At 41.4% G+C, this 22,904-nt stretch carries 13 protein-coding genes; 7 read left to right on the top strand and 6 right to left on the bottom strand.

From position 1 onward, the window contains the following. The first annotated feature begins 205 nt into the window (after nt 1-205). From EXE30_RS07700 to recD, 3 genes are all read left to right on the top strand, one after another. Complete coding sequence (locus EXE30_RS07700; RefSeq protein WP_130161901.1) at nt 206-3,868, top strand: exodeoxyribonuclease V subunit gamma; 3,663 nt, start codon at nt 206-208, stop codon at nt 3,866-3,868. Nucleotides 3,869-3,871: 3 nt separating this feature from the next. After that, nucleotides 3,872-7,585, top strand: a complete 3,714-nt coding sequence (locus tag EXE30_RS07705; protein ID WP_130161902.1) for a UvrD-helicase domain-containing protein — start codon at nt 3,872-3,874, stop codon at nt 7,583-7,585. Nucleotides 7,586-7,684: 99 nt separating this feature from the next. After that, nucleotides 7,685-9,436: an exodeoxyribonuclease V subunit alpha gene (gene recD, locus EXE30_RS07710; protein ID WP_407641637.1), complete on the top strand. Its 1,752-nt coding sequence runs from the start codon at nt 7,685-7,687 to the stop codon at nt 9,434-9,436. 704 nt (nt 9,437-10,140) lie between these two features. On the opposite strand, the gene EXE30_RS07715 is transcribed toward recD, so the two are convergent. Next, nucleotides 10,141-11,439 (bottom strand): serine hydrolase domain-containing protein, encoded by a 1,299-nt coding sequence (locus EXE30_RS07715; RefSeq protein WP_130161904.1) that lies wholly within the window; start codon nt 11,437-11,439, stop codon nt 10,141-10,143. A gap of 236 nt (nt 11,440-11,675) precedes the next feature. Here EXE30_RS07715 and rpsO point away from each other — a divergent pair, with 236 nt between their 5' ends. The 3 genes from rpsO (at nt 11,676) to EXE30_RS07730 (ending at nt 15,600) form a co-directional block, all read left to right on the top strand. Continuing rightward, on the top strand, nt 11,676-11,945 hold the full coding sequence (gene rpsO / locus EXE30_RS07720; RefSeq protein ID WP_004668422.1) for a 30S ribosomal protein S15: 270 nt from the start codon (nt 11,676-11,678) through the stop codon (nt 11,943-11,945). A gap of 259 nt (nt 11,946-12,204) precedes the next feature. Then, a complete protein-coding gene (gene pnp, locus EXE30_RS07725) occupies nt 12,205-14,292 on the top strand; it encodes a polyribonucleotide nucleotidyltransferase (RefSeq protein ID WP_171457346.1) in 2,088 nt (695 codons plus the stop codon). A gap of 84 nt (nt 14,293-14,376) precedes the next feature. Beyond that, nucleotides 14,377-15,600, top strand: a complete 1,224-nt coding sequence (locus EXE30_RS07730) for a magnesium transporter CorA family protein (protein WP_130162001.1) — start codon at nt 14,377-14,379, stop codon at nt 15,598-15,600. A 25-nt stretch (nt 15,601-15,625) separates the two neighbouring features. On the opposite strand, the gene EXE30_RS07735 is transcribed toward EXE30_RS07730, so the two are convergent. Next, complete coding sequence (locus EXE30_RS07735; protein ID WP_130161906.1) at nt 15,626-15,952, bottom strand: chaperone modulator CbpM; 327 nt, start codon at nt 15,950-15,952, stop codon at nt 15,626-15,628. 11 nt (nt 15,953-15,963) lie between these two features. Next, a complete protein-coding gene (locus EXE30_RS07740) occupies nt 15,964-16,914 on the bottom strand; it encodes a DnaJ C-terminal domain-containing protein (protein WP_130161907.1) in 951 nt (316 codons plus the stop codon). Between the two features lie 163 nt (nt 16,915-17,077). Between EXE30_RS07740 and EXE30_RS07745 the strand changes: the two genes are divergently transcribed. Further along, nucleotides 17,078-17,428 carry a hypothetical protein gene (locus tag EXE30_RS07745; RefSeq protein WP_130161908.1) on the top strand — a complete coding sequence of 117 codons (351 nt, stop codon included), beginning with the start codon at nt 17,078-17,080 and terminating at the stop codon, nt 17,426-17,428. Between the two features lie 109 nt (nt 17,429-17,537). Here the strand turns inward: EXE30_RS07745 and hslO are convergent, their stop codons facing one another. The 3 genes from hslO to EXE30_RS07760 form a co-directional block, all read right to left on the bottom strand. Beyond that, nucleotides 17,538-18,413 carry an Hsp33 family molecular chaperone HslO gene (hslO, locus tag EXE30_RS07750; protein WP_130161909.1) on the bottom strand — a complete coding sequence of 292 codons (876 nt, stop codon included), beginning with the start codon at nt 18,411-18,413 and terminating at the stop codon, nt 17,538-17,540. Nucleotides 18,414-18,534: 121 nt separating this feature from the next. Then, complete coding sequence (locus EXE30_RS07755; RefSeq protein WP_130161910.1) at nt 18,535-20,352, bottom strand: cation:proton antiporter domain-containing protein; 1,818 nt, start codon at nt 20,350-20,352, stop codon at nt 18,535-18,537. 288 nt (nt 20,353-20,640) lie between these two features. Then, nucleotides 20,641-22,866 carry a primosomal protein N' gene (locus EXE30_RS07760; RefSeq protein ID WP_407641638.1) on the bottom strand — a complete coding sequence of 742 codons (2,226 nt, stop codon included), beginning with the start codon at nt 22,864-22,866 and terminating at the stop codon, nt 20,641-20,643. Between the last annotated feature and the right edge of the window lie 38 nt (nt 22,867-22,904).

A 22,904-nucleotide genomic window follows, 5' to 3' on the forward strand; every position in this document is an offset into this window, starting at 1 on the left:
ATCCTTTGAATATGGGATTTTTTGGGGTGTATGTATAAATAGTCAACAATACTTTATTCAACCTTATTAAATAACAGTTTTCAAAACAATTTTTATATTTCATTGTTTGATTAACGTGACATAGTTCTACAAGCTTGTATAGTAATGATTATGTACGATTTTGTGCATGTGAAATGGTGCTTTTTTGATGAGGTTGTATTAACGCATGGCGATTCATGTTATCCAAAGTCAACGCCTTGAAGTATTATTGCAAGGCGTGATGGCATCCATCACTCAACCAAGCACCTCACCATTTCAAGTGTTTAAAACGCAACACTTTATTGTCCCTAGTCCTGCTCAAGAACAATGGTTAACGCAGAAAATTGCTGAACAACAGGGCATGACTGCGAATTATCAATTCCATCAGAGAATTCGTGGTTTCCAATGGTATGCCTACCAACAAGTCCTCGATGATAAAGAGAAGGTACGTAAAGCCAATATTCCGCGCTTGATTTTAAAATGGCGGATACATCAAGCCTTGCAGCCTTTTATTCACTCTGAGCAACTCACACTTGCTGAAGAACATCCTCTCTATTCAATCGTACAGCGTATCTATGACAGTGCCGATCAGTTACAGCAGGGCACAGAAAAACAGCTTAAAAAGCAAAGCATGTTGTATTGGGTAGCTGAACAGGTTTCACAGTTATTCAATAACTATATGATTTACCGTGGTTATTGCCAACGTGGTTGTCAGCATGATTGCACCTGTTCAAGTAATTGGTTGTCGACTTGGGGACAAAATCAAGCGCTCGATATTGAAAATTTGATTTCTCACTCAGATCAACAAATTTCGGCTTTTACGCTCAATCAGACCCAGCAATTAGAAGCATGGCAACGTTGGTTATGGCACAACTATTTTCATGCTGACTTTTTGGAAATGCAAAGTATTGATGCTGATTTCTGGAAACTTCTGGACAATGAGCAGACAAGATCGCAGGCGTTGGCTCAACTTCCGAATCAGGTCATCGTTTTCACGCTTTTAGATCTCCCGCCTAGCCAATTACAGTTCTTACGTCGTTTAGGGCAATATCTTGAAGTGCTAATTTTGCACTATAACCCGTCACAGGAATATTGGGCGGATAGTGTCGATCCGCTTTGGAAGCAACGTTATGATTTGGGGGTGAAAGAACGTTTCATTGTGAAGAATCCGAAAGCGACAGATGCGCAAATTGCCGCATTTTTTGAAAGCTTTAGTTTAGGTTTTAATGCCTTAAATCGTGAATCACGGCATCCTTTGTTAACGCGTTTAGGCAAGCAGGCACGTGATCATTTTTCGCTGTTATCGCAACTAGCGACAGGGGAAGAGGGCAATTGGGTTGATGCATTTGAAGATTACTTTCCAGACAGCTTACTTGGTCAAATCCAGTCGGATATTTTCTATCTGGCTGAACCGATACCCCAACAGTATGAATTAGCTGCCGATGATGAGTCGATTCAACTTCATGTCTGTCACTCCAGTTTGCGCCAACTTGAGGTATTAAAAGAACAGTTAGTGCATTGGCTTTCTCAAGCGGACAACACAGCTCGTCGTCCAAGTGATGTGCTGATTCTGACCCCGAATTTGGCGGAGTTAGAACCGTTGATTCGCAGTGTTTTTCCTGCTGTGCCCAATGAGCATGAGGTATTTTTGCCGATCAAAATAGCAGGGGTCGCGCAGTTAGATGCGTTGAATGCATGGCGGGCGGTGTTAGGTCGCTTACAATTGACTCAAGGACGTTTTACGCAAGATGAGTTCGCCGATTGGTTGAATTTGTCAGCAACACAACAGCGTTATGGCCTAGATTATAGCCAAGTGCAACGAACATTGACGTTGTTAAGTGATGCTGGCTTTAAGCGTGGTCTGGATGCGGAACATTTAAAACAGAGTCTCACTGAGGCTGATCAAGACTATCGTTATAGTTTTAAATTTGCTTTAGACCGTTTGGCTTTAGGGATTGCTGTACCTGCACATGTGATGGTGCAACAGACTTTGAGTTATGCGGGGGTGCAGCCGAGCGATTTTGAGTTAATTGGAATTCTGATTCAGATTTATCAGGATCTGGCAGCTCGACGTGACTGGTTAACCGTACATAAGCAAGGTCAGCGTTTACCTGTAGAAACATGGTTAACACGGATCAAGGCAGAAGTTCAGGAGTTTGAACAGGCCGATGTGACGGCTTTAAAAGCCGTTCGCGAAATCGTGCAAAAGCAAGAACGAATGCTGACCTTGGCCAGTTATTACGATGATGCCGAAACCCAGTTACGGCAAATTTCATTGCCGCTGCCTTATCTTCTAGAAGAAATACAACGCACTTTAGAAAGTCAGTCAGCACAAGTTGAGCCGACAGGGCAAATTACTTTTAGTCAGATCGGGCAGATTCGTCCGATTCCTTATCGGTTAATTGTGCTGTTGAATTTAGATACTGGTAAATTCCCAAATCGGGACAGCCATATTCCATTTGATTTAATGGATGCATTACGCCAACAGTTAGGTGATCGTTCCCGTCTGGAAGACGATCAAGGTGCCTTTTTGGATGCAGTACTGTTGGCTCAAGAGCAATTATGGTTATTTTATAATGGCTTTGATATTAATGATGGCGAAGTTCGAGAACCATCCAGTGTGTTGCAGGGTTTTCGAGATCATTTGGCTTTGATTGTGAAAGCCCCTCTCTCTAAATCTCTCCCAGAGGGAGAGACTTCCTTGGATTCTTTTGGGGAAGACTATGAAAAACTCCAAATCCCCTCACAACTGTATCCACTTTATCACCTGCATCGCTTACAGCCTTTTGATCCGCTTGGTTTTATCGCAGAACGTCCTGTGCGTTACCAAGATCAGTGGTTTAAAGTGGCTTCACAAATTCAGCAAGCGACAGGTGAGCGCCAAGCATGGGTGAATACCTCATACCCAATTGAAAACAATGAAATGACGATTCTGGATAGTCGTCAATGGATTCAGGATGTGACTTTTCCAGCACGGCTGTATTTGAAAACCTTGGGGGTGGAAAACCTCAGCGCAACAGAGTTAGTTGATCAAACAGAACCTTTACTGTTAGATGGCTTGGGTAAATATGCGATTCGACATTTTCTACAACAACAGGATTTTGCTCAGAATAGTCAAGCGGCGTCGTCCAGCCTATTACAAGATCAACTTCCTGTCGGCAAAGTACAACAAAGTGCATGGCAACAAAGTTGTTTGGAGCAACAACGGCTGCTGGAGCGATTGCAACAATATGCCTCAGCGCCCACTGAAACCACGCAACGTGTGTGGCGCGTTTCAAAACAATTACAAATTGGCTGCGTAACACCAAAACATCTGACACAAGATTGGGTCAGCCTAGATGCATCCAGTGCGCGCGCAAAACGTCTGGCCAAAGTGTGGCTGGAATATTTACTTTGGTTGACGATATTGAATCATGACTCGGCAACTGAGAAACGCCGTATTGTCGTATTTAGTGATCAAACTGTGATTTGTGAAGGTTTGAATTCTCATCAAGCACATCACTATTTACAAGCATGGTTACAGCTTTGGCAAACTGCTCAGCAGCAGCCTATCGTATTATCAGCAGCTTTATTGTTGAAGCCGCTCGAAAAAGCTAAACGTTATGAATGGATAGAACAGGGTGATCAGCATATTTTAGCCGAAGACAGTCAAAAGCAAATATTGAAAGACTGGAATGATACGGGTGATTTTTCAGGGTTTGATATGTCCCAAAATGAAGCCTGCAAGCTACATCGTGACTGGCAATTTATTCTACAGGAACAAGATGCAACTGCATTATTGGGATATGCCTGTGATCACTATTCCTATGCTTTGTATCAACCGATTTTTGAATTTTTACGGGTGGAGTAAGACATGCAATCACAATATCCAGTGTCTTATCAACCCATTGGCGACATCCAGTTTGAAGGTTTGCATCTGATTGAAGCATCGGCTGGAACGGGGAAAACCTATACTTTATCCAGTTTGATGGTACGGATATTTTTAGAAAAATATTTACCCAATCAAGTGATTGCCACAACCTTTACCCGTGCTGCTGCCGCAGAACTCAAAAGCCGCATTCGTGCGCGTTTGGTGGAGGTCCATCAATATTTAGAACCATTCCGCACGCTATTAGACGCCGATATTTACAAACTTGCAGCGCAGGAATCTGATCCACTTAAACAACATATTTTACAAACATTTGCGCCGCGCATTGCTTATGCCTGTGAACGGCTGAAATTAGTGATTGATCAGTTGGATGAATTATTCGTTGGTACATTGGATAGTTTTAGCCAAAAGCTGTTAAGAGAATTTGCTTTTGAAAGTGGCAAAATTGAGCGCGCCCAGATTACTGAAGATGCGAAAAGTTATACCCGTCAACTGATTCATGATGTGTTACGAGAATGGATACAATCTCAGCCGCAACAGGTGATTGATGCACTGTATACCGTGGGTGGACTTAAAAGTATCGATCATTTTGTAGGAATGGTGGAAAGCTCGCTGAATTTTAGCTCCGCCCAGTTTAAGTTGCCTGATATGCCAGAGATTGAGCTTGCGCAATTACAACTGTGGCAACAACAAGCACAGCAGATTGAACTCAGTACTTTTGCAGAATATTTCCATTTAGATGGTGCTTATTATTCACATATTAATGGCACTTCTTTCCGTAACAACGCTTTTAATAAATTATTCTGCGAAGCATTACCAAAGCTATTAAAAGCCCTTGCGAATACCGAGAATGTGCAGGTTTTTGATCAGTATTTTGCAGATGCACGTGACGCTGTGTTTAAATTTTTAGATAAATTAGAACAACAGAAGATTTTTAAAAAATGCCCTGCGGAGATTGCAGAGGGTTTTTATCAACATCCAACGGTTTTACAACTTCAAAAACTTTGTCAGTCCCTACAACAGACACAACAGCAGTTCGAACAGTTGCAGGTTTATTTAAAAGCCTATTTGTGTCTCGAAGTGAAGAAGCGTTTACCACAAGTATTGCAGCAAAAAGGTGAAACTACTTTTGCTCAGCAAATCAAAACCCTATCAGAAGCCTTAAAAGGTGAGCAAGGACAACGTTTTGCGGTGTTTGTGCAGGCACGTTACCCGTTGATTTTAGTGGATGAATTTCAGGACACCAACCAAGACCAAGATGATATGTTAGCCAGTATTTGGCGGCATCCACAACGCTATCAAAAAGGTTGCATGATTATGGTGGGGGACCGTAAACAAGCGATTTATGGTTTCCGTGGTGGGGATATGCTGACCTTCCTGAATGCCTATCAAGACATTATGGCCAAGCAGGGGCGTGAGTATAAATTGATTCATAACCATCGTTCGGTCAAAGAGTTGGTCGAGGTGGTGGATGTGCTGTTTCAACGACACATGGATTTTGGTGAGCAGGTACTTTATGACCCAATTCAGGCAGGTTCACGTCCACATCCTGCTTTAATTGAAAATGAGCACATCAACCCGACCCCTTTACGTTGGTTACAGCTACGAGACGGCAATGAACAAGCAACCCAAGTGGCTTGGAAAATTCAGAGCTTACTCAACCAAGCCCATTTGCAGCAATTGTACTTAGAGGGTGATGCTCGCATAGCCATTTGTGAAGATGATATTGCGGTGCTTTCACGTAGCCACCGTCAATTGGATGAAGTGCAATATGTGTTACAGCGCTTGGGCATTCGAGTCAATCGTCCATCAAAACGCAGTGTTTTTGATTCAGCGATTGCGCAGGATGTGGGTGCATTGTTAACCGCTCTACTTCATCCCTATGATGAAGCCAAGTTAAAACGCGCGTTACTGAGCCGTTTATTCGGTTTTGATTTAACCCGCCTTTTAGCACTGGAACAAAGTGCTGAAGGACTGAGTCAGTATATTCAACAGTTCGATGCCATTCGTGAAATGTGGTTGAATCAAGGTTTTTTATCAGCTTGGCAGCGTTGCTTGAATCAGTTTGGTATTTGGCAACAGTTGGTTGCAACGCAAAGTAAAGAAAATGAACGTGCGGTAGTGAATTTACGTCATCTCACCGATATTTTGAGTCAGCATAGTGAGCGTGTGCAAGGCATACAAAACCTGTATCACTGGTATTTAAAACAGCTGCATTCACCTAGTGATCGGGACTGGGAGTTGGAACATAAACTGTCCAGTGAGGCGGGTGTGCAGTTAATGACGATTCACCAGTCCAAGGGCCTAGAGTTTAAGATTGTTTTTTTATTGGGCGCAAATAAGCCATTTTCAGAACAACAGAAAACGCTTAATTTTTCTACCATAGAGACTCAATTACCTGAGACAGGGCAAACGCGAATGCAGCGTGTGGTGGCGGTCGCAGATAAAAACTTTCTACAACAAATTGAATTGGATCAACATCAACAACGTGCTTTGGCGGAGCAAAATCGTTTGTGGTATGTGGCACTGACGCGTGCTAGTCATCGCGTCTATGCAGTGTTCGAGCCTGAAAAGGGTGATAAAAATAAACTATCAGGTTTGGCGTTTTGGAAGAATCAAGGTGAAGCTTTTCAGCATGTATGCAGTGCTGAAGAGGCTTTGGTCTTGGAGCGACCACAAGCGTTACATCTTCAACACACCCAACAAAAGCGAATGCTCGCTGCACGACCTTTACCCGAACAGCGGTTTTATGCACGTGCTAAAACCAGCTTTAGCTATTTGGCACAACACTTAAAACACAAAGCCAATCATGTTGATCGTTTGGCCAATATGAATCAGGATTTTGATCAAGCTGAAGATGAATTAGACCTCCAACTCGCGGAGAACATAGCAAGCGCTGAGCCGATTGCTTGGATTAAACAGTATTTCCCCAAAGGGACGTTGGCAGGGAATTTCCTGCATGAAATCTTTGAACAGATTGATTTTCAACATCCTGAAACATGGATAGTAGAAATTCGCCGCCGTTTTAAAAATACTTACCAAAATTTATGGTTGGATTTACTCAATCAATATCAACAGCATTTTCCAGAGCAGGACAATGCCGAGCAGCAACTGTATCAATGGATGGCAGCATGGCTGCGTGAAGTCTTGGCGACACCACTCAATCAGGGCTTTCAATTACAGCAATTGATGACAGGGCAATATTTATCTGAATGCCCATTCTATTTGGCCTTGTCTGATCGTGTCCTTGCTATGCAGCGAGTGCAACAACTATTTGAAGAATACGATATCCAAATGCCTGAGTTGCTTGAAGCCAAATCAGCGAGGTATCTCAATGGTTCGATTGACTTGGTGTATTTTGATGGGCAGCGTTACCATATTGCCGATTATAAAAGTAATTACTTAGGCAGTGATCAGGCTGATTATCAAGTGATGCAGATTGCTGAAAGTATGTCGTTGTCGAGTTATTGGCTACAAGCGGCATTATATTTGGTGGCATTGCATCGTTATTTGCAGGTGAAATTGCAAAACTACGATATGCAGCAGCATTTAGGTGGGGCGTCTTATCTGTATTTACGGGGCATGAATGGACAAGCACAGCAGGGTTGTTTCTATTGGAAACCTGAGGACGAATTTATCCTACGTTTAGATGCAATTCTTGGGTATTTTACTGAAGATAAATCTGGAAAAATGGTGTAGATAAAGTGAATGATTTTAAATTAAACAAAAACTTATTTTGTGGATAAGTCTGTTCATAAACTTGTGGACAAGCGTGTGGGTAAGTTTGAGGATAACTCTGTGGACAAACAAATTAGTCATCAGTCGGAAGTATTGCCATGGTTGAGTATGTGGAGTAACTACCTCACTCAAGCACCATTTTCTCAATCTGCTCAAGCAGTTAGCGCATCACATACTTTACAACAACTGATTGAAGCGAGCTTGCAAGGCGACAGTTGTATTGAAACAGATTCAACACAGCTTGAAGCTTTGGGTGATTTGGCTGTAAGCAGCGAAATCGCAGCGATTCAAGTTGCCCCATGCGTCTATGATCAGCAGGGCTTGGCATTATACCGATATTGGAACTTAGAACAACGCCTCGCTGATCAGATTTGTCGATTAAAGCGACAAACGACTCAAGCAATGGATATTTCCAGCTATCAAGCCTTATTGAATGATGAATATCAACAAGCGGCTTTGAAAATGGCGATGCAACAATGGCTCAGTATTATTACCGGCGGACCAGGTACAGGTAAGACCTATACCTTGGCTAGAATTATTGCGGCGCTGAATCAGATGATTCCTGATATTCGTATTGCCATGGCTGCACCCACAGGTAAAGCGGCGCAACGGATGCAAGAGGCATTGCAAAACTCATTTAATGATCCCAAACTGCTTGAATCAGGTTTAGTTACCGATGAATTACGTCATCAAAATACACAAACACTGCACCGTTTACTCGGTTTAGGACATCAGCAGGTTCCTCGCTTTCACGCCAAACAGCCTTTACCTTATGATGTCATCGTGGTCGATGAAGCATCGATGTTGGATCTCAATCTTGCCACTTTATTGTTGGAAGCTGTGCCTGACTCGTGTCGTATTATTTTATTGGGTGATGCCAATCAATTGGCTTCGGTCGATGTCGGTTCAGTTTTGGCAGATTTACAACAGGTCGAAGCCTTGACCGAAAATCGAGTACAACTGAAAAATAGTCGCCGTTTCTCTGATGAAGCCAAAATTGGACAGTTGGCACGGTTTATCCAAGCTCAGCAAGATCAAATAGAACATCACGCTGTGCTGCCCAAACTTGAATCGGAAATAGTCGCACCTTCAAGCTTGCAAGCCATTGCGTTGTCAGAGTGCATGCCAGATCTGATTCAACTGGAGTATTTACCGCAACAGTCTGATTTTGAAGTTGAACCGTATCAACAAAAATTGATGTATGGTTTTCAGGGCTATGTGGATGCGTTAAAAGCTTATCTACAATCGCTTGAACCCGAACATGAAATTGAGCGAGTGATTCAGTCCTTTGATGATTATCGAATTTTAGCCGCGGTACGCCATGGCCCTGTGGGTATAGAACAACTGAATCGTTTTGCTGAACTATGGTTGAATCAACAACTCAAACAGATTGCGATCGGGGATTGGTACGTGGGACGTCCTGTGATGATGACGTATAATGACTATCAACTTGGGATATCCAATGGTGATATTGGGATTTGCTTTAAACATCGTAGTCAGTCGCAGCAATTTGAGGTTTTTTTTCCAAGTTTAAATAAATGGATTGCTGCACATCGTTTGCCTCGAAATATGCAAACGGCTTTCGCTCTGACCATTCATAAATCACAAGGTTCTGAGTTTAGTCATACTGCAGTGGTACTTGATCAAGCAGCGGAAAAATTGCTGAGTCAGGAACTAATTTATACGGCGATTACTCGTGCTAAAAAAGTAGTCACACTTTTGGCCGATCCAAGTGCGTTATTACAAGCACTTACAATTCGAACAGTCCGTCGTAGTGGTTTAGTACATAAGATCAATTTGAGTGGATTGTGAACTTATACTTCAAAGTTCACAACTTTGTAAGAAAATGCTTACAAGGATTCAAGAGATTGGCGCTAGAGCTATCTGCGAGTTTTTGAGATTATGGACACACAAAGAGCCTAGTAGGGAAAGCTAGGTAAATCGCATAAATATAATAATAACGTCGTGATGACAGCGAACTTACAGTGAAGTAAGTGATAAAAGAGGAAACTTACAGCCGCTAAGCCTTGTAGTTTTGGGAGAGACTACAGGGCTTTTTTATTTTTACAAATAAAAGCTCAAAAAAAAGACTTCTAATATAAGTTGATTTCAAAGCGTGAACATTCACACTTTGATGGATTCTGGTGTCTAACTAAAATGGAATCGCCATTTTTGAGGCTTCAATAAATCGTTTTGTTGCCAACCTCATTGTCAGACAGTTCTTTTTCATTATTAAGTTAATTGTTATACAGAATCGTACGTTTTGGCTTACAAGGAGATAAGAAAAATGCTATTTTTCTCCACAATTGCTTGTGACAGAATAGTCAGTACAAAGAGCGGAAAACGCTAAATGAAGTACTAAAGAACATGATGTGTGAATCATATTCAGAGGGTTGAGTGTGAGTAAATAAAAAAGATAAACAATAAAAATAAATTAAAATGAGAACAATAAAAATTAAGCGCAAAAGCCCAAGCTAAAACTTGGGCTTTTTTGTATGGATTTGAATGTTAAATCTCTACACCAAATCATTTTCGCTACGATCAGTTGCAAACAAGGAGCGACGCTGATTTTTTGGGATTTTTGGACAATTGGTTGAGATTTGATAGAGGGTCTTTGCCAGAGCCGGTAAATGAGTTCCGACGACAGATTTCCCAGTCGTTAAAAGTGAGACACTGATATCACGTTCAGGATCGGCCCAGCATAAAATGTTAGAGAAACCGATATGTCCAAAGGCTTGTCCAGTCATTGGGCCAAATAAACCAATCGGGTTACTACCAAGCATCGGACCTAAAGCATAACGCATCGGTGCAAGTAAGGTACGATCTAAACTCACCCCTGATGTCGGTAGCGTTGAACGGAAAACCGTTTTGGCGCTCATGATTTGTTTGTCCTGATACTCACCACCACTCAATAACATTTCAAAGAAACGTCCTGCTTGTTCAGCACTGGTATAAATATTTCCTGCGGGGCAAATCGTATCCATAAACCGCGTATCGTTGGTGACATCAACTGCAAGCTGCAAACCTCCGCCCAGTACACGATGCAGATAATGATCTGTGCCTAAACTTGGATGAATGCCTGTTGCGTAGTTGAGCGCGGCATCGGCACGATATTCAGGTTTTAGACCATAGTTAAAGTAGTCCAAGCCCATCGGTTTTTCTATATTTTCTGCCAAAAACTCACGAACGCTTTGACCTGTGACCCGCTGTACAATTTCACCTAAAATGTAGCCAGCGGTGACGGCGTGATACGCAAGATGCGTTCCTGAAGGGGATACCGGTTTGGCAGCACACAGCAGTTTTAAAATTTCTTCTTGATTAAAAAGAAGTTCTGGTGTGACTTCACTGTCAATACGAGGAATGCCACCGCGATGGGAAAGTAAATGGAAAATGGTGGCACGACGTTTCCCGTTTACACCATATTCAGGAATATAGTAGCTAATCGGGTCAAGTAAATTAAGATCACCGCGCTCATCTAACATATGGATCAGCATAGCTGTGACCATTTTAGATGCTGAAAATAAGCAAATAGGTGTATCAGGTGTCCCTACTTTAGCATCGGCGGCTAATCCATCAGGCGAGTTGCCTTGAGCATGACCAATACTACGGTTAATTAGAATCTGTCCTTTACGACGTAAACACAAGGTAATCAGTGGGTAGTTACCTGTTTTGTACAAGTGTTCGACACTGTTCCAAATTTTTCCAATCTGAGCATCGGTCATTCCCCCAAGTTCAGCTGCAACTTCATCTTTAGAGCGAATGACTTGATTCAAATCATGGGGTACATAACAGGTATTGGTTGATAAAATTTTCACGATTCCCTCGCATTTTTTCGTTTTCTTTCCTTTCTGTCATAAGTTGAAAACAGAACTCAGCTAGTGTGCCTCTTTTTATTCGGGCTGTCAGCTGCCGAAATGCCCGTGTTGTTAAAACATTTTTGCAATATAGTCAGAGATCACTTAAAATAGCCAACTTGCTGTAGTGATGCACGGCAGTCAGTTCTTAGAACTGATCAATATCATTTATTTTTTAAGCATCTCGGAGAAATCGAATGGCTTTAACAAACGCAGATCGCGCAGAGATCATCGCTAAATTTGCTCGTGCTGAAAACGACACTGGTTCACCAGAAGTACAAGTTGCTTTATTGTCTGCTCAAATTAATGATTTACAGAGCCACTTTAAAGAACACAAACACGACCACCATAGTCGTCGTGGTTTGATTCGTATGGTTAACCAACGTCGTAAACTTCTTGACTATTTAAATGGTAAAGATCACGGTCGTTATGTTGCTTTGATCGGCGAACTAGGTTTACGTCGTTAATTCGATTTGGCTTTGTTTTCGGTATTTCGCATGTCACAGTGCTTTATCACTGAGAAGAAAGTTTCACCTAATCTATCTTAGGTGATTTTATAGAAGGGGCGAATGTTCGCTCCTTCTTTGTGTTTAACTTTTTTAAAAATCTTTGGTCTAGTGCGATGGCTTCTAAGCTTTGTCATTTATCTACACAGCAGTTGTAGTCTGAATGCCAAACCTTAGGGGTCTCACTAGAATTAAAACTAGGAAATTAAAATACATGTCAATGTTTAATATCATTCGTAAAGAATTCCAATTTGGTCAACATCAAGTTGTTTTAGAAACGGGTCGTGTTGCGCGTCAAGCGAATACTGTTGTTGTAACGATGGGTGGTGTCACTGTACTTGTGGCTGTAGTTGCTCAACCTAAAGCAAAAGCAGGGCAAGACTTCTTCCCACTTACTGTTAACTATCAAGAAAAACAATATGCTGCGGGTCGTATCCCAGGTGGTTATGGCAAACGTGAAGGTCGTCAGTCTGAAGCTGAAACTTTAATTTCACGCCTCATTGACCGTCCAATCCGTCCATTGTTCCCAGAAGGTTTCTATAACGAAATCCAAGTAACAGCAACGGTTATTTCTTCTGACAAAACTATGGATGCTGACATTGCTGCAATGCTCGGTACTTCAGCTGCAATGTCAATTGCAGGTGTTCCATTCCGTGGTCCAATCGCTGGTGCACGTGTTGGTTTGATCAACGGCGAATACGTTCTTAACCCGAACCACGAACAGTTAAAAGAAAGTGATCTTGACCTTGTTGTTGCTGGTACAGAATCAGCAGTATTGATGGTTGAGTCTGAAGCGAAAGAACTTTCAGAAGACCAAATGCTGGGTGCTGTACTTTTTGGTCATGATGAAATGCAAATCGCGATTCAAGCGATTAAAGAATTTGCTGCTGCTGCGGGTGCAGTTGAATCGACTTGGGTTGCACCAAGCAAAAACGAAGCATTGCTTGAGCAATTAAAAGCAGCATTTGAAGCTAAAATCTCTGATGCATATACCATTGCGGTTAAACAAGACCGTTATGCAGCACTTGACGCACTTTATGCAGAAGCGGTTGCACAGTTCGTTCCTGAAAATGACGAAACTGGTATTGCTGACGAAGTAAACGAATTATTTGAAGACCTTAAATACCGTACTGTACGTGACAACATTTTGTCAGGTAAACCGCGTATTGATGGTCGTGATAACCAAACAGTTCGTGCGATCGACGTTCAAGTAGGTGTATTAGGCCGTGCGCACGGTTCTGCATTATTCACACGTGGTGAAACACAAGCTTTAGTGACAACGACTTTAGGTAATACACGTGATGCGTTGATGGTAGATACCCTTGCTGGTACTAAAACTGATAACTTCATGTTGCACTATAACTTCCCTGCATACTCTGTAGGCGAGACAGGTCGTGAATCAGGTCCTAAACGTCGTGAAATCGGTCATGGTCGTTTGGCACGTCGTGGTGTTCAGGCTGTTCTTCCTGCAGCAGATCGCTTCCCGTACGTGATTCGTATCGTATCTGACATCACAGAATCGAATGGTTCATCTTCAATGGCTTCTGTATGTGGTGCTTCATTGTCACTTATGGATGCAGGTGTTCCATTGAAAGCACCTGTTGCTGGTATCGCAATGGGTCTAGTGAAGGAAGGTGAGCGTTTTGCAGTTCTTTCTGACATCTTGGGTGATGAAGATCACTTAGGTGATATGGACTTTAAAGTTGCTGGTTCTGCCAATGGTATTACTGCACTTCAAATGGACATCAAGATTGAAGGCATCACTGAAGAAATCATGGAAGCTGCACTTAACCAAGCATTTGCTGGTCGTATGCACATCCTCAATGAAATGAACAAAGTGATTTCACGTGCGCGTCCTGAAATCAATGCACATGCACCAACCTTTGAAGTGATCAACATCAATCCAGACAAGATTCGTGATGTGATTGGTAAAGGTGGCGCAACAATTCGTGCTATCACTGAAGAAACCAAAGCTGCGATTGATATCGAAGATAATGGTACAGTTCGCGTATTTGGTGAAACTAAAGCGGCTGCTAAAGCTGCGATTGCAAAAATCCAAGCGCTTACTGCTGAAGTTGAACCAGGTAAAATCTATGATGGTAAAGTGATTCGTATCGTTGAATTCGGTGCGTTTGTAAACATCATGCCGGGTACAGATGGTTTACTTCACATTTCACAAATCTCGAATGAGCGTATTGCGAATGTATCTGATGTCTTAAAAGAAGGCCAAGAGCTTAAAGTTCAGGTTGCTGATGTAGACAATCGTGGTCGTATCAAATTGACGATGAAAGATATTGAACAAGCGTAATCACGCTGAGCAATACAAAAAAGTCCGCTAAATGCGGACTTTTTTGTGGCAAGATATTTTAGGGCTTAAATGAATATCAGAGTTATGCAGCTTTATTATTTTTATCGTCATAATCGTGAAAATACAATTTTTATTAGTGCAGAAGAACAACCCGATCACCCGCTTGAGTTTTTATGGGTAGACAGTTTAAGACAAGATCTTGTTAATCATGCCGAGTCATGGCAAAACAATATCTATGAGCATACGGGACTTGTATTAAATGAATTTCACATGCAAGACTTATTGAATATTGAGCATCCCTGTGCTTTTGATACTGTTGAAGAATATGATTTATTGATTTTCCGTAAATTGATTAGCCCTGATGATCAGATTTATGAGAGTGGAAATGTTTCAGATTCACATGAGAATATATTTGGTTTAACAACGACTCCAATGAGTTTCATTCTTACGCCGAATATCTTGGTCAGTGTAAGAGAACAGGGCAATATGACGGTAGAGAGTTATATTCAGCGTATCCAACTTATTATGGAGCGGACGATTACTGAGCAAAATAAGCCACGTAAGTTGCCCACTACGCCAGCCGACTTATCCCTAAGACTACTGAATAGCATGATCGATGGCTATTTAAATTTGCGCACGCCCTTAACCCGCCGAGTTGAACATTGGCAACAACAATTATTACAAGGAAATCGTCGTTTTAAACAATGGCATCAACTGTTTCATGAAGACATGGCATTTCAACAAATCGAAAATTTATGTGAGGAACAAATTGAGACCTTACAAGAGTTTAGAGATGAATTGGTGGACAATTATCACCATGTTGTGACTAAACAAAAACATAAGACACAGGACATACTACTGGTACGTTTGAATGATTTGATGAGCCATATTGAGCGCGTACAAAAGCATACATTACGTTTAAGAAATGCGATTCAATCTGCTATTGATTTACATTTTTCTGCGATCGCCAATCAGACCAATGAAAATATGAGAATCTTAGCAATTATTACCGCTATTTTTGCTCCCCTCACTTTACTTACTGGGGTGTATGGTATGAATTTTGAGTTTATTCCAGGATTAAAATCACCGATTGGATTTTGGATTATGCTGGGCGTGATGTTAATGAGCACAATTTTATTACTGTACTACTTTTATCAACAGCATTTGGTTGGGCGGGGAGAGCGTAGCGTGATTGATTTATTGGCACAGCAGCATAAGCAGCGTAATGTAAATATATTATGGTTCTTAGATTATGAACCCATCAAGCAAACGCTGAAAGAAGTCGAGAAGATGACCAAACTGAAATAAAATGTTTGGCCATTTTTAAAACAACTCAATGAAAATGTTTTAACTGTTTACGCAGTTGTTGCACTTCATCGATTAGATCTAGCATGACCGCCACCGCCGATAAACTCGCGTCAAAGTCGCGTTGTAGACGATATGCACGACGTGCACGTGCGACATCTTCACCAATAAATTGATAACTTTGCGGATCAACTTGGACTTGCAAAATATCGTAATCAATCAGCTTGAGTACCCACTCTGTACTTTGACCACAGGTTTCGGCAAAACGCTCAAGATCTAATGCCAGTTGCTCATCAATGATTTCAATTTGGCAGTGGCCATCATATTGGATTTCTTTGTATTGAATCGTTGTCATGATCTTACTCCTTATCTTGCACGAGGTTGGAAAGAGGAGAAAGCATCAGCAAATTGCTGATAGGCTTGTTGCTCTTGTTCACTATGTGCTGGTGGTAAAACGATGTTAATGATCAGATAAAGATGTCCTGCGATTTTATTTGGAATGCCTTTATCTTTTAAACGTAATTGTTGTCCATTCTTTGCATTTTTAGGTAAATTGACATTGAGTTGTCCTGCGGGCGTATTCACACCAATACTTTGTCCTAAACCTGCCTCCCAAGGACTAACATCAATGGTTTGGTATACATCCGCACCTTCCACACGAATTCGATCGGTATCGTTGTATTGAATTTCAATATAAAGATCACCATTTTCGCCGCCGTTAATACCACTTTGCCCTTGACCTGTGAGACGAATTTGTTGACCCTCTTTCATTCCTTTAGGAATTTTGACTTCTAATGTTTTGCGCTGAATTTCAGGTTCGCCATAAACATTATAGGTTGGAATCTGTAAGGTAATTTGCTGTGTAGAACCATGATAAGCAATACTTATATCCACTTGGATGCTGGCATGTTGATCTTCACCTCGATAGCTACGTTGTTGGCGTTGCGAACGTTGTTGTCCACCACCAAACCCAGAACCGAAGCGCCCAAATAAGTCTTCAAAACCACTAAAGTCAGCACCATCACCTGAACTTTGACGATAAAATTGTGAGCCATCAAATCCACTGCCTTGCGGGTTACCTTGACCAAAACCACCAAAGCCTTGTGGATGATCTAACATCTGATCATATTCAGCTTTTTTAACCGCATTACTTAAGGTGTCGTAGGCGACATTGATCGCTTGCATCTTCTCTTCGGCATCTGCTTCTTTGCTGATGTCGGGATGATATTTGCGGGCGAGTTTGCGATAGGCCTTTTTGATTTCATCTGCTGAGGCATCGCGGGTCACGCCTAGTTCTTCGTAGTAATTCTTTGTCATTGTTTATCGTCATAATCTATTACTTTTCATTCTATTATTTGACGATTAAGCAGGAAAAAATAGAGGGGATGTGTGTTGATATTGTTTCAGCAAGAACCTTTATACTTCACAGTATAAAGGTTATCCCAAACATCTTAAATGAAATTTAAAAGTAGGTTATCAAATGAATTCTCAAGAATTTGCAGAGAAAATAAACGAATATATTGTCGATGAAAATTTAATTCTTTATAAGAAATTATTTTTTAATACAAAAATAGAGGATGTGAAAGATCCATACTGGCAAAAGGCACAATCATTATTTGATTCTTTGCCTGAAGAGAATAAAGAAGTTTTCTTTGAAATAATTCATCAAATCATGGTTGATACTATTTCAACTTTTTTGGGGGTACTTGATGGTACTAGTGATTTAGGTGAAGCTGATGATGAGTTTAATCTAAAAAATGGGGATGAAGCGTTAGATGGTTGTATACAAGACTATTTTCTTTCTTTGATCGAGCAGAACAGAAAAAAATAATTTCAAAATATTGTTGAATTGAAAAAGTATAAAAATTGAAAGATGGTTACCACATGATTATATTTGAATGGGTAACCAACTTTAAAACATCAATTTAAGCTAATACTAATTAACTCAAATGCTCACCGAACAAGCCTAAAGCTTCTTCAGCAGTAAACTCATAACGCGTATTACAGAACTGGCAATCCATTTGAATTGGATTTTGTGCTTCAAGTGTTTCATGTACCGCATCAACTCCGATTTGGATCAGTGCATTGGCACAGCGCTCTTTCGAACAAGTACACCCAAACTTTAGCTGTTCTACTTCAGGCAAACGAACTTCTTCTTCATTATAAAGACGATATAAGATTTCATTGGCAGAAAGATCAGTCAATTCTTCAGGCTTTAAAGTCTCAGTCAGCATAGTTAAACGCGGCCATAAATCCTCATCAACCAGTTTCTGCTCTTCTTCATCATTACGAGGAAGCAGTTGAATCAATAAACCACCTGAACGTTTCTGATTAGTTGCCAAGACGATATGTGTGGGGATTTGTGCAGATAAATCATAATACTGAGTTAAACAACCCGCCAAAGTCGGTTGATCAAGCGGTACAATCCCTTGATAACGTTCGCCATGTTCAGGTTCAATGTTGATGAACAAAATCGGATTGGTCAATGCAGCAAGAACCGTACGACTATCTGTACCCTCTACAAATCTTGGGTCTTCTTCATAATCAGCCAGCGCACGCACTTCACCTAAATGATTACATTCTGCCATTGCCCATTTGAATGTGCCACTTGCTTGAATTTGTAAACTAATACGCCCATGAATTTTTAGTGTGCTGGCAAGTAAGGCGGTTGCACTTAACATCTCACCCAATAGACTTTGTACTGCAGGCATATAATCGCGTTGCGCCAAAATGGTTTGTAGTGCTTCTTCTAAATGAACCACTTCACCGCGAATAGGGCAGTCTTCGATGTAAAAGCGTTGGCGTAAATCAGACATATTTTTCTCCAGCACCCCGTAAGGGGGAAAACAAAGCAACGCTTTGCCTTGAAAAGCGCTTAGGGCTTTTATAAAAAGGTGAATGGTTATGCAGTCAATAATGGTGTCTGTTTGCTAAAACTCAAGATGTTTCATTGGGTGAATTTGCATCACTTTGTTTAGTTTGTTCACCCTGCACACGATCTTGCGTGATGATTTTTGTATTTTCAAACAAATATTCGAGTTCCGCAATCGCATTTGGATAAGCCTCAATCGAATCATACTCTGAATGTGACCAATGCTGTTGCTCAAGCAGTTGCAGATCTTGTTGTTTAAATTGTTCAATCTGTATTTGCGCTTCTTCGTTAGACAGGCCTGTTTCAATTAATGCTTGCTGCGCCATATCCAATGAAGATAAATAGGTTTCGCGCCAAATATGTCGAATGCCTAGACCATTTAACAGATGGGCATGATGGCGATCTCGTGCACGAACCAATACGGTCAAGTCTGGATAATTCAAACGCAGATAACGTGCTAGATTCATGCTGTCTTCTACATCATCAATGGTAAGGATCAGTAATTTACAATACTCAATCCCCGCAGCTCGTAGGTTCTCAACTTGGGTCACATCGGCATCAACGAAGCGATGTCCATATTTCTGCATAAAATCGGCATCAGGTTGATTGCTGTCAATAATGCTGAATTGCTTGCCTTGCGCATGTAAAGCTCGAGCAATTACTTGTCCAAAACGACCAAAACCGACCACTAGAATCGGATGCTGTGGTACATCTTCAGTTGGAATAGGCACTTTTTTCAATATCATTGGCAATATTTTAGCGTTGACCAACCAATACAATACGGGTGTGAATAGCATTGAACCGAAAACAATCAGCATGGTTGATTCGAATATATTAGAGGCCAATACATTTTCACTTTCAGCAATTTTTAGCAGGATAAATGACAACTCCCCACTTTGTGCCAACGTCACTGCAAGCAGGGTACTTAACTTGGCATGACGATGTTGATAATAGCTGATAGCAGCAACCACGCCTGCTTTAATGATCACTAAAATAAGAATAGATGCGAGAATCAATAATGGTGATTGCAATAGGGGGCTAAGTGAAAGCCCCAAACCGATCGCAAGGAAAAAAAGTCCAATTGCCGCATCTTTAAAAGGATGAATAATGCGTTCAACTTCTGCTTTAAATTCGGTTTCTGTGAGTAATAATCCTGCTAAGAAAGCGCCAATCAACACATGGATGTTGATAATATCCATGATCAAAATAACCGCCAAAACCACAAGCAAACTTAGTATTGGAATGAGTTCAAGACTATGATGACGAGCCAAAAAGCGAAATGCTGGGCGAACCAGATAACGACTGGCTAGGAATAAGCCTGAAACAGTGGCAATGATCGCAGCAAAATAAGCAATGCCGTGTTGAGTGGTTGCGGTATCTTCTAATAAGGGAAAAAGTGCAATTAAAATAATCGCAATGAAAACTTGGAACTGTAAAGAGGCTGAGGCTGACTGTCCGAATGTGCTATTGAGTTGGTGTTTTTGATGCAGTAATTGCTGAATTAAAGTGACTGAAGAAAATGCCAATGCCAGACCAAGAATAATACTGCTGAGAAGGTCTTGTGATAGCACAAAGCCAATACTCACCAAAATGAGGGTGATAGCGCCGAGTTGAACACCACTACTTTTCAAAATGCTGCGACGTTGTATCCAGAGGTGTCGAGGACGAAAAGCAAAACCGATAAAGAACATCAACATGATCATGCCTAAGTCGGTCAATTGGCGAATCAGTTGTGTATCGGTGATCAGTGCGAACACGCTCGAACCAAGCAAAAGCCCTGTAATGAGATAACCCAAAACAGTGCTTGCGGCATAGCGTTTTGCCAGTGGAACAAAAATTAAAGTCGCAGCCAGTAAAAAAATGATCGGGAGTAATAAAGACATTAAGCAACCTACATCGGATTTAACTTGTTTCTAATTTTTTAACTCATGGATGATCATGACGGAGTCTTGCAGAGATCTCATCCAATTTTAGGACAAACCTTCGGTTCGACCTACTTTTCTTTCGGGAAAAGTAGGCAAAACCATTTGTCATCCACAAAACCTGTTTACTTCTTTCAGTGATCCAATATATCGCAGAAACAATATATTAAATGAACCATACAGGTTGTGAATGACATCTTTGAGTCTCATATTTCATGTGAAATTTTATGTCTGATTTATTAAGTAGGGTTAACTAAACTCTTGTGGATCAACATCAATCGACAGTCTGAGTTGATGTAGACGAGGTAAATGTACCACTTGTTGCCACCATTGACGTAAATAAAAATGCAATTTTGCCCGATCAGCAGACAAAATCACCATGTGGGCACGGAAACGTCCTGCTTTTCTTTCCATCGGGGCAGGGATCGGTCCCCAGATATCGACTAGATCAGCAGCCATCGTTCTGAATTGTTGCGCGATTTCAGCTAAGAATTGTTGGCTATATGCTCGATCTTTGGACTCTACACGAACCAACACCGTATAACGATAAGGGGGCAGCATGGCGATCTTGCGTTCTGCCAGCATTTGCTTCGCGACAGTCCGATAGTCATGCCTAATCAAAGTGGTGAGCATGGGATGATCTGGGCGCAGGCTTTGTAAATAAACACTACCTTTATGTTCACCACGACCTGCACGGCCTGCAACTTGAACGATCAATTGTGCAGTACGTTCAGGCGCACGTAGATCAACACTGAGCAAACCTGCATCAATATCTAAAATCGCCACCAGCGTCACATGAGGGAAATGATGTCCTTTGGCCAGCATTTGTGTACCCAACAAAATATTAGGTTTGTTCTGCTGAATACGATCATAAATTTTTTGCCAGCTTCCGACACGACTAGTACTGTCACGGTCAACTCGAATGACCTCATGATGAGGGAAAAGTTCTTGTAAGTGTTCTTCAAGTTTTGCTGTGCCCGCACCAATGGTTTTGAGCGTTTTCTTTTGGCATGCAGGGCAATCATCAGGTAGTCGATGAATCGTACCGCAATGATGACAATGCAAATAGTGATAAGGTTGAGAGTGCAGGGTAAAGTGGGCATCACAATGTGGGCAATTGGCTTGCCAACCACAACTTTCACACATCAGAATCGGTGCATAACCTCGACGATTGAGAAAGATCAGCACTTGTTCTTTGCGCTCTAAGGTCAGTTTGATCTGCTCGATTAAATTTTGGCTGATGCCATGTTTTTTCTTGGCAATTTTTAAATCAATCACATGCATTTTCGGGAGTACAGCGACGCCAGCACGTTGATTGAGTTCGAGCAAATGCAGTTTTCCAGACTCCACCAAATGATAACTATCAATACTTGGTGTGGCAGAGCCTAGAATCACGGGGCAGCCTTGCAAATGTCCTCGATATAAGGCGACATCGCGAGCATGATAGCGAAAGCCTTCTTGTTGTTTGTATGAGAGATCATGCTCTTCATCTAAGATGATTAAGCCGAGATGAGGAAGTGGTGTATAAATCGCTGAGCGAGTGCCGATTATGATTGATGCCTTGCCTGCTTGCGCATGTTGCCATGCCTGTAAACGCTTTGAATCATTTAAACCAGAGTGCATCAATGCCACATCACAATGAAAGCGTGATTTAAAGCGAGCAACCGTTTGTGGAGTCAAACCAATCTCAGGCACCAGTACCAATACTTGTTTGCCTTGTTTTAATACCTCATACATCACCTGTAAATACACTTCGGTTTTACCGCTACCAGTTAAGCCATCGAGTAAAAAGGCTTGATAATGCTGTTGTGCTTTGAGGATCTGTTGAATGGCTTTTTTCTGATCTTCATTCGGGGTGAGTGGCACTTGTGCCAATTGCACAGGCGTCGGGGTGAAATCATGTGGCTCAAGACGACACTCAATTAGCCCCTTTTTTTCCAATGCTTTCAGTGTTGCTGTTTCTACGCCACTCAAATTTAAAATATTTTCAGTGGTACCCTGCGGATGTAATTTTAATACTTGGTAAGCATCATATTGTTTTTGAGAGCGTTTTAATAAAGCATCAGGGTTGTCGTGCGGTACAATAAGCCACTGGTGAAATAGAATATCTAAAGCACGACCTTGTCTTAATAATGTGGGCAAAGCACTTTGCATGACTTCGCCAATGGGGAATTGATAATATTGCGCTGACCATGTCACCAAAGTTAAAACTTGCTGATCTATAATGGCCTGCTGATCGAGTAGTTCAGTGATGGCTTTAAGCTTGAATTGTCCCGTAAATGGCTCGTTAGGATCAACTTTTTCAGTAATAATGCCAACAAGGTTTTGTCGACCAAAAGAAATTGCAACGCGTGCACCCACCTGTGCTTGTGCATATTGCTCAGCACTGACTGTGTAGTCAAACATGTCATACACAAATACAGGTATGGTGACTCGAATACGGTAAAGAATAGCGTTAGAATTTTCGGTAGGCATATAGGCTTTATTCATGTGTTAAATGGTACGATTTCATA

Origin of the sequence: Acinetobacter halotolerans (genome assembly GCF_004208515.1) — a bacterium.
Lineage (GTDB): Bacteria > Pseudomonadota > Gammaproteobacteria > Pseudomonadales > Moraxellaceae > Acinetobacter > Acinetobacter halotolerans.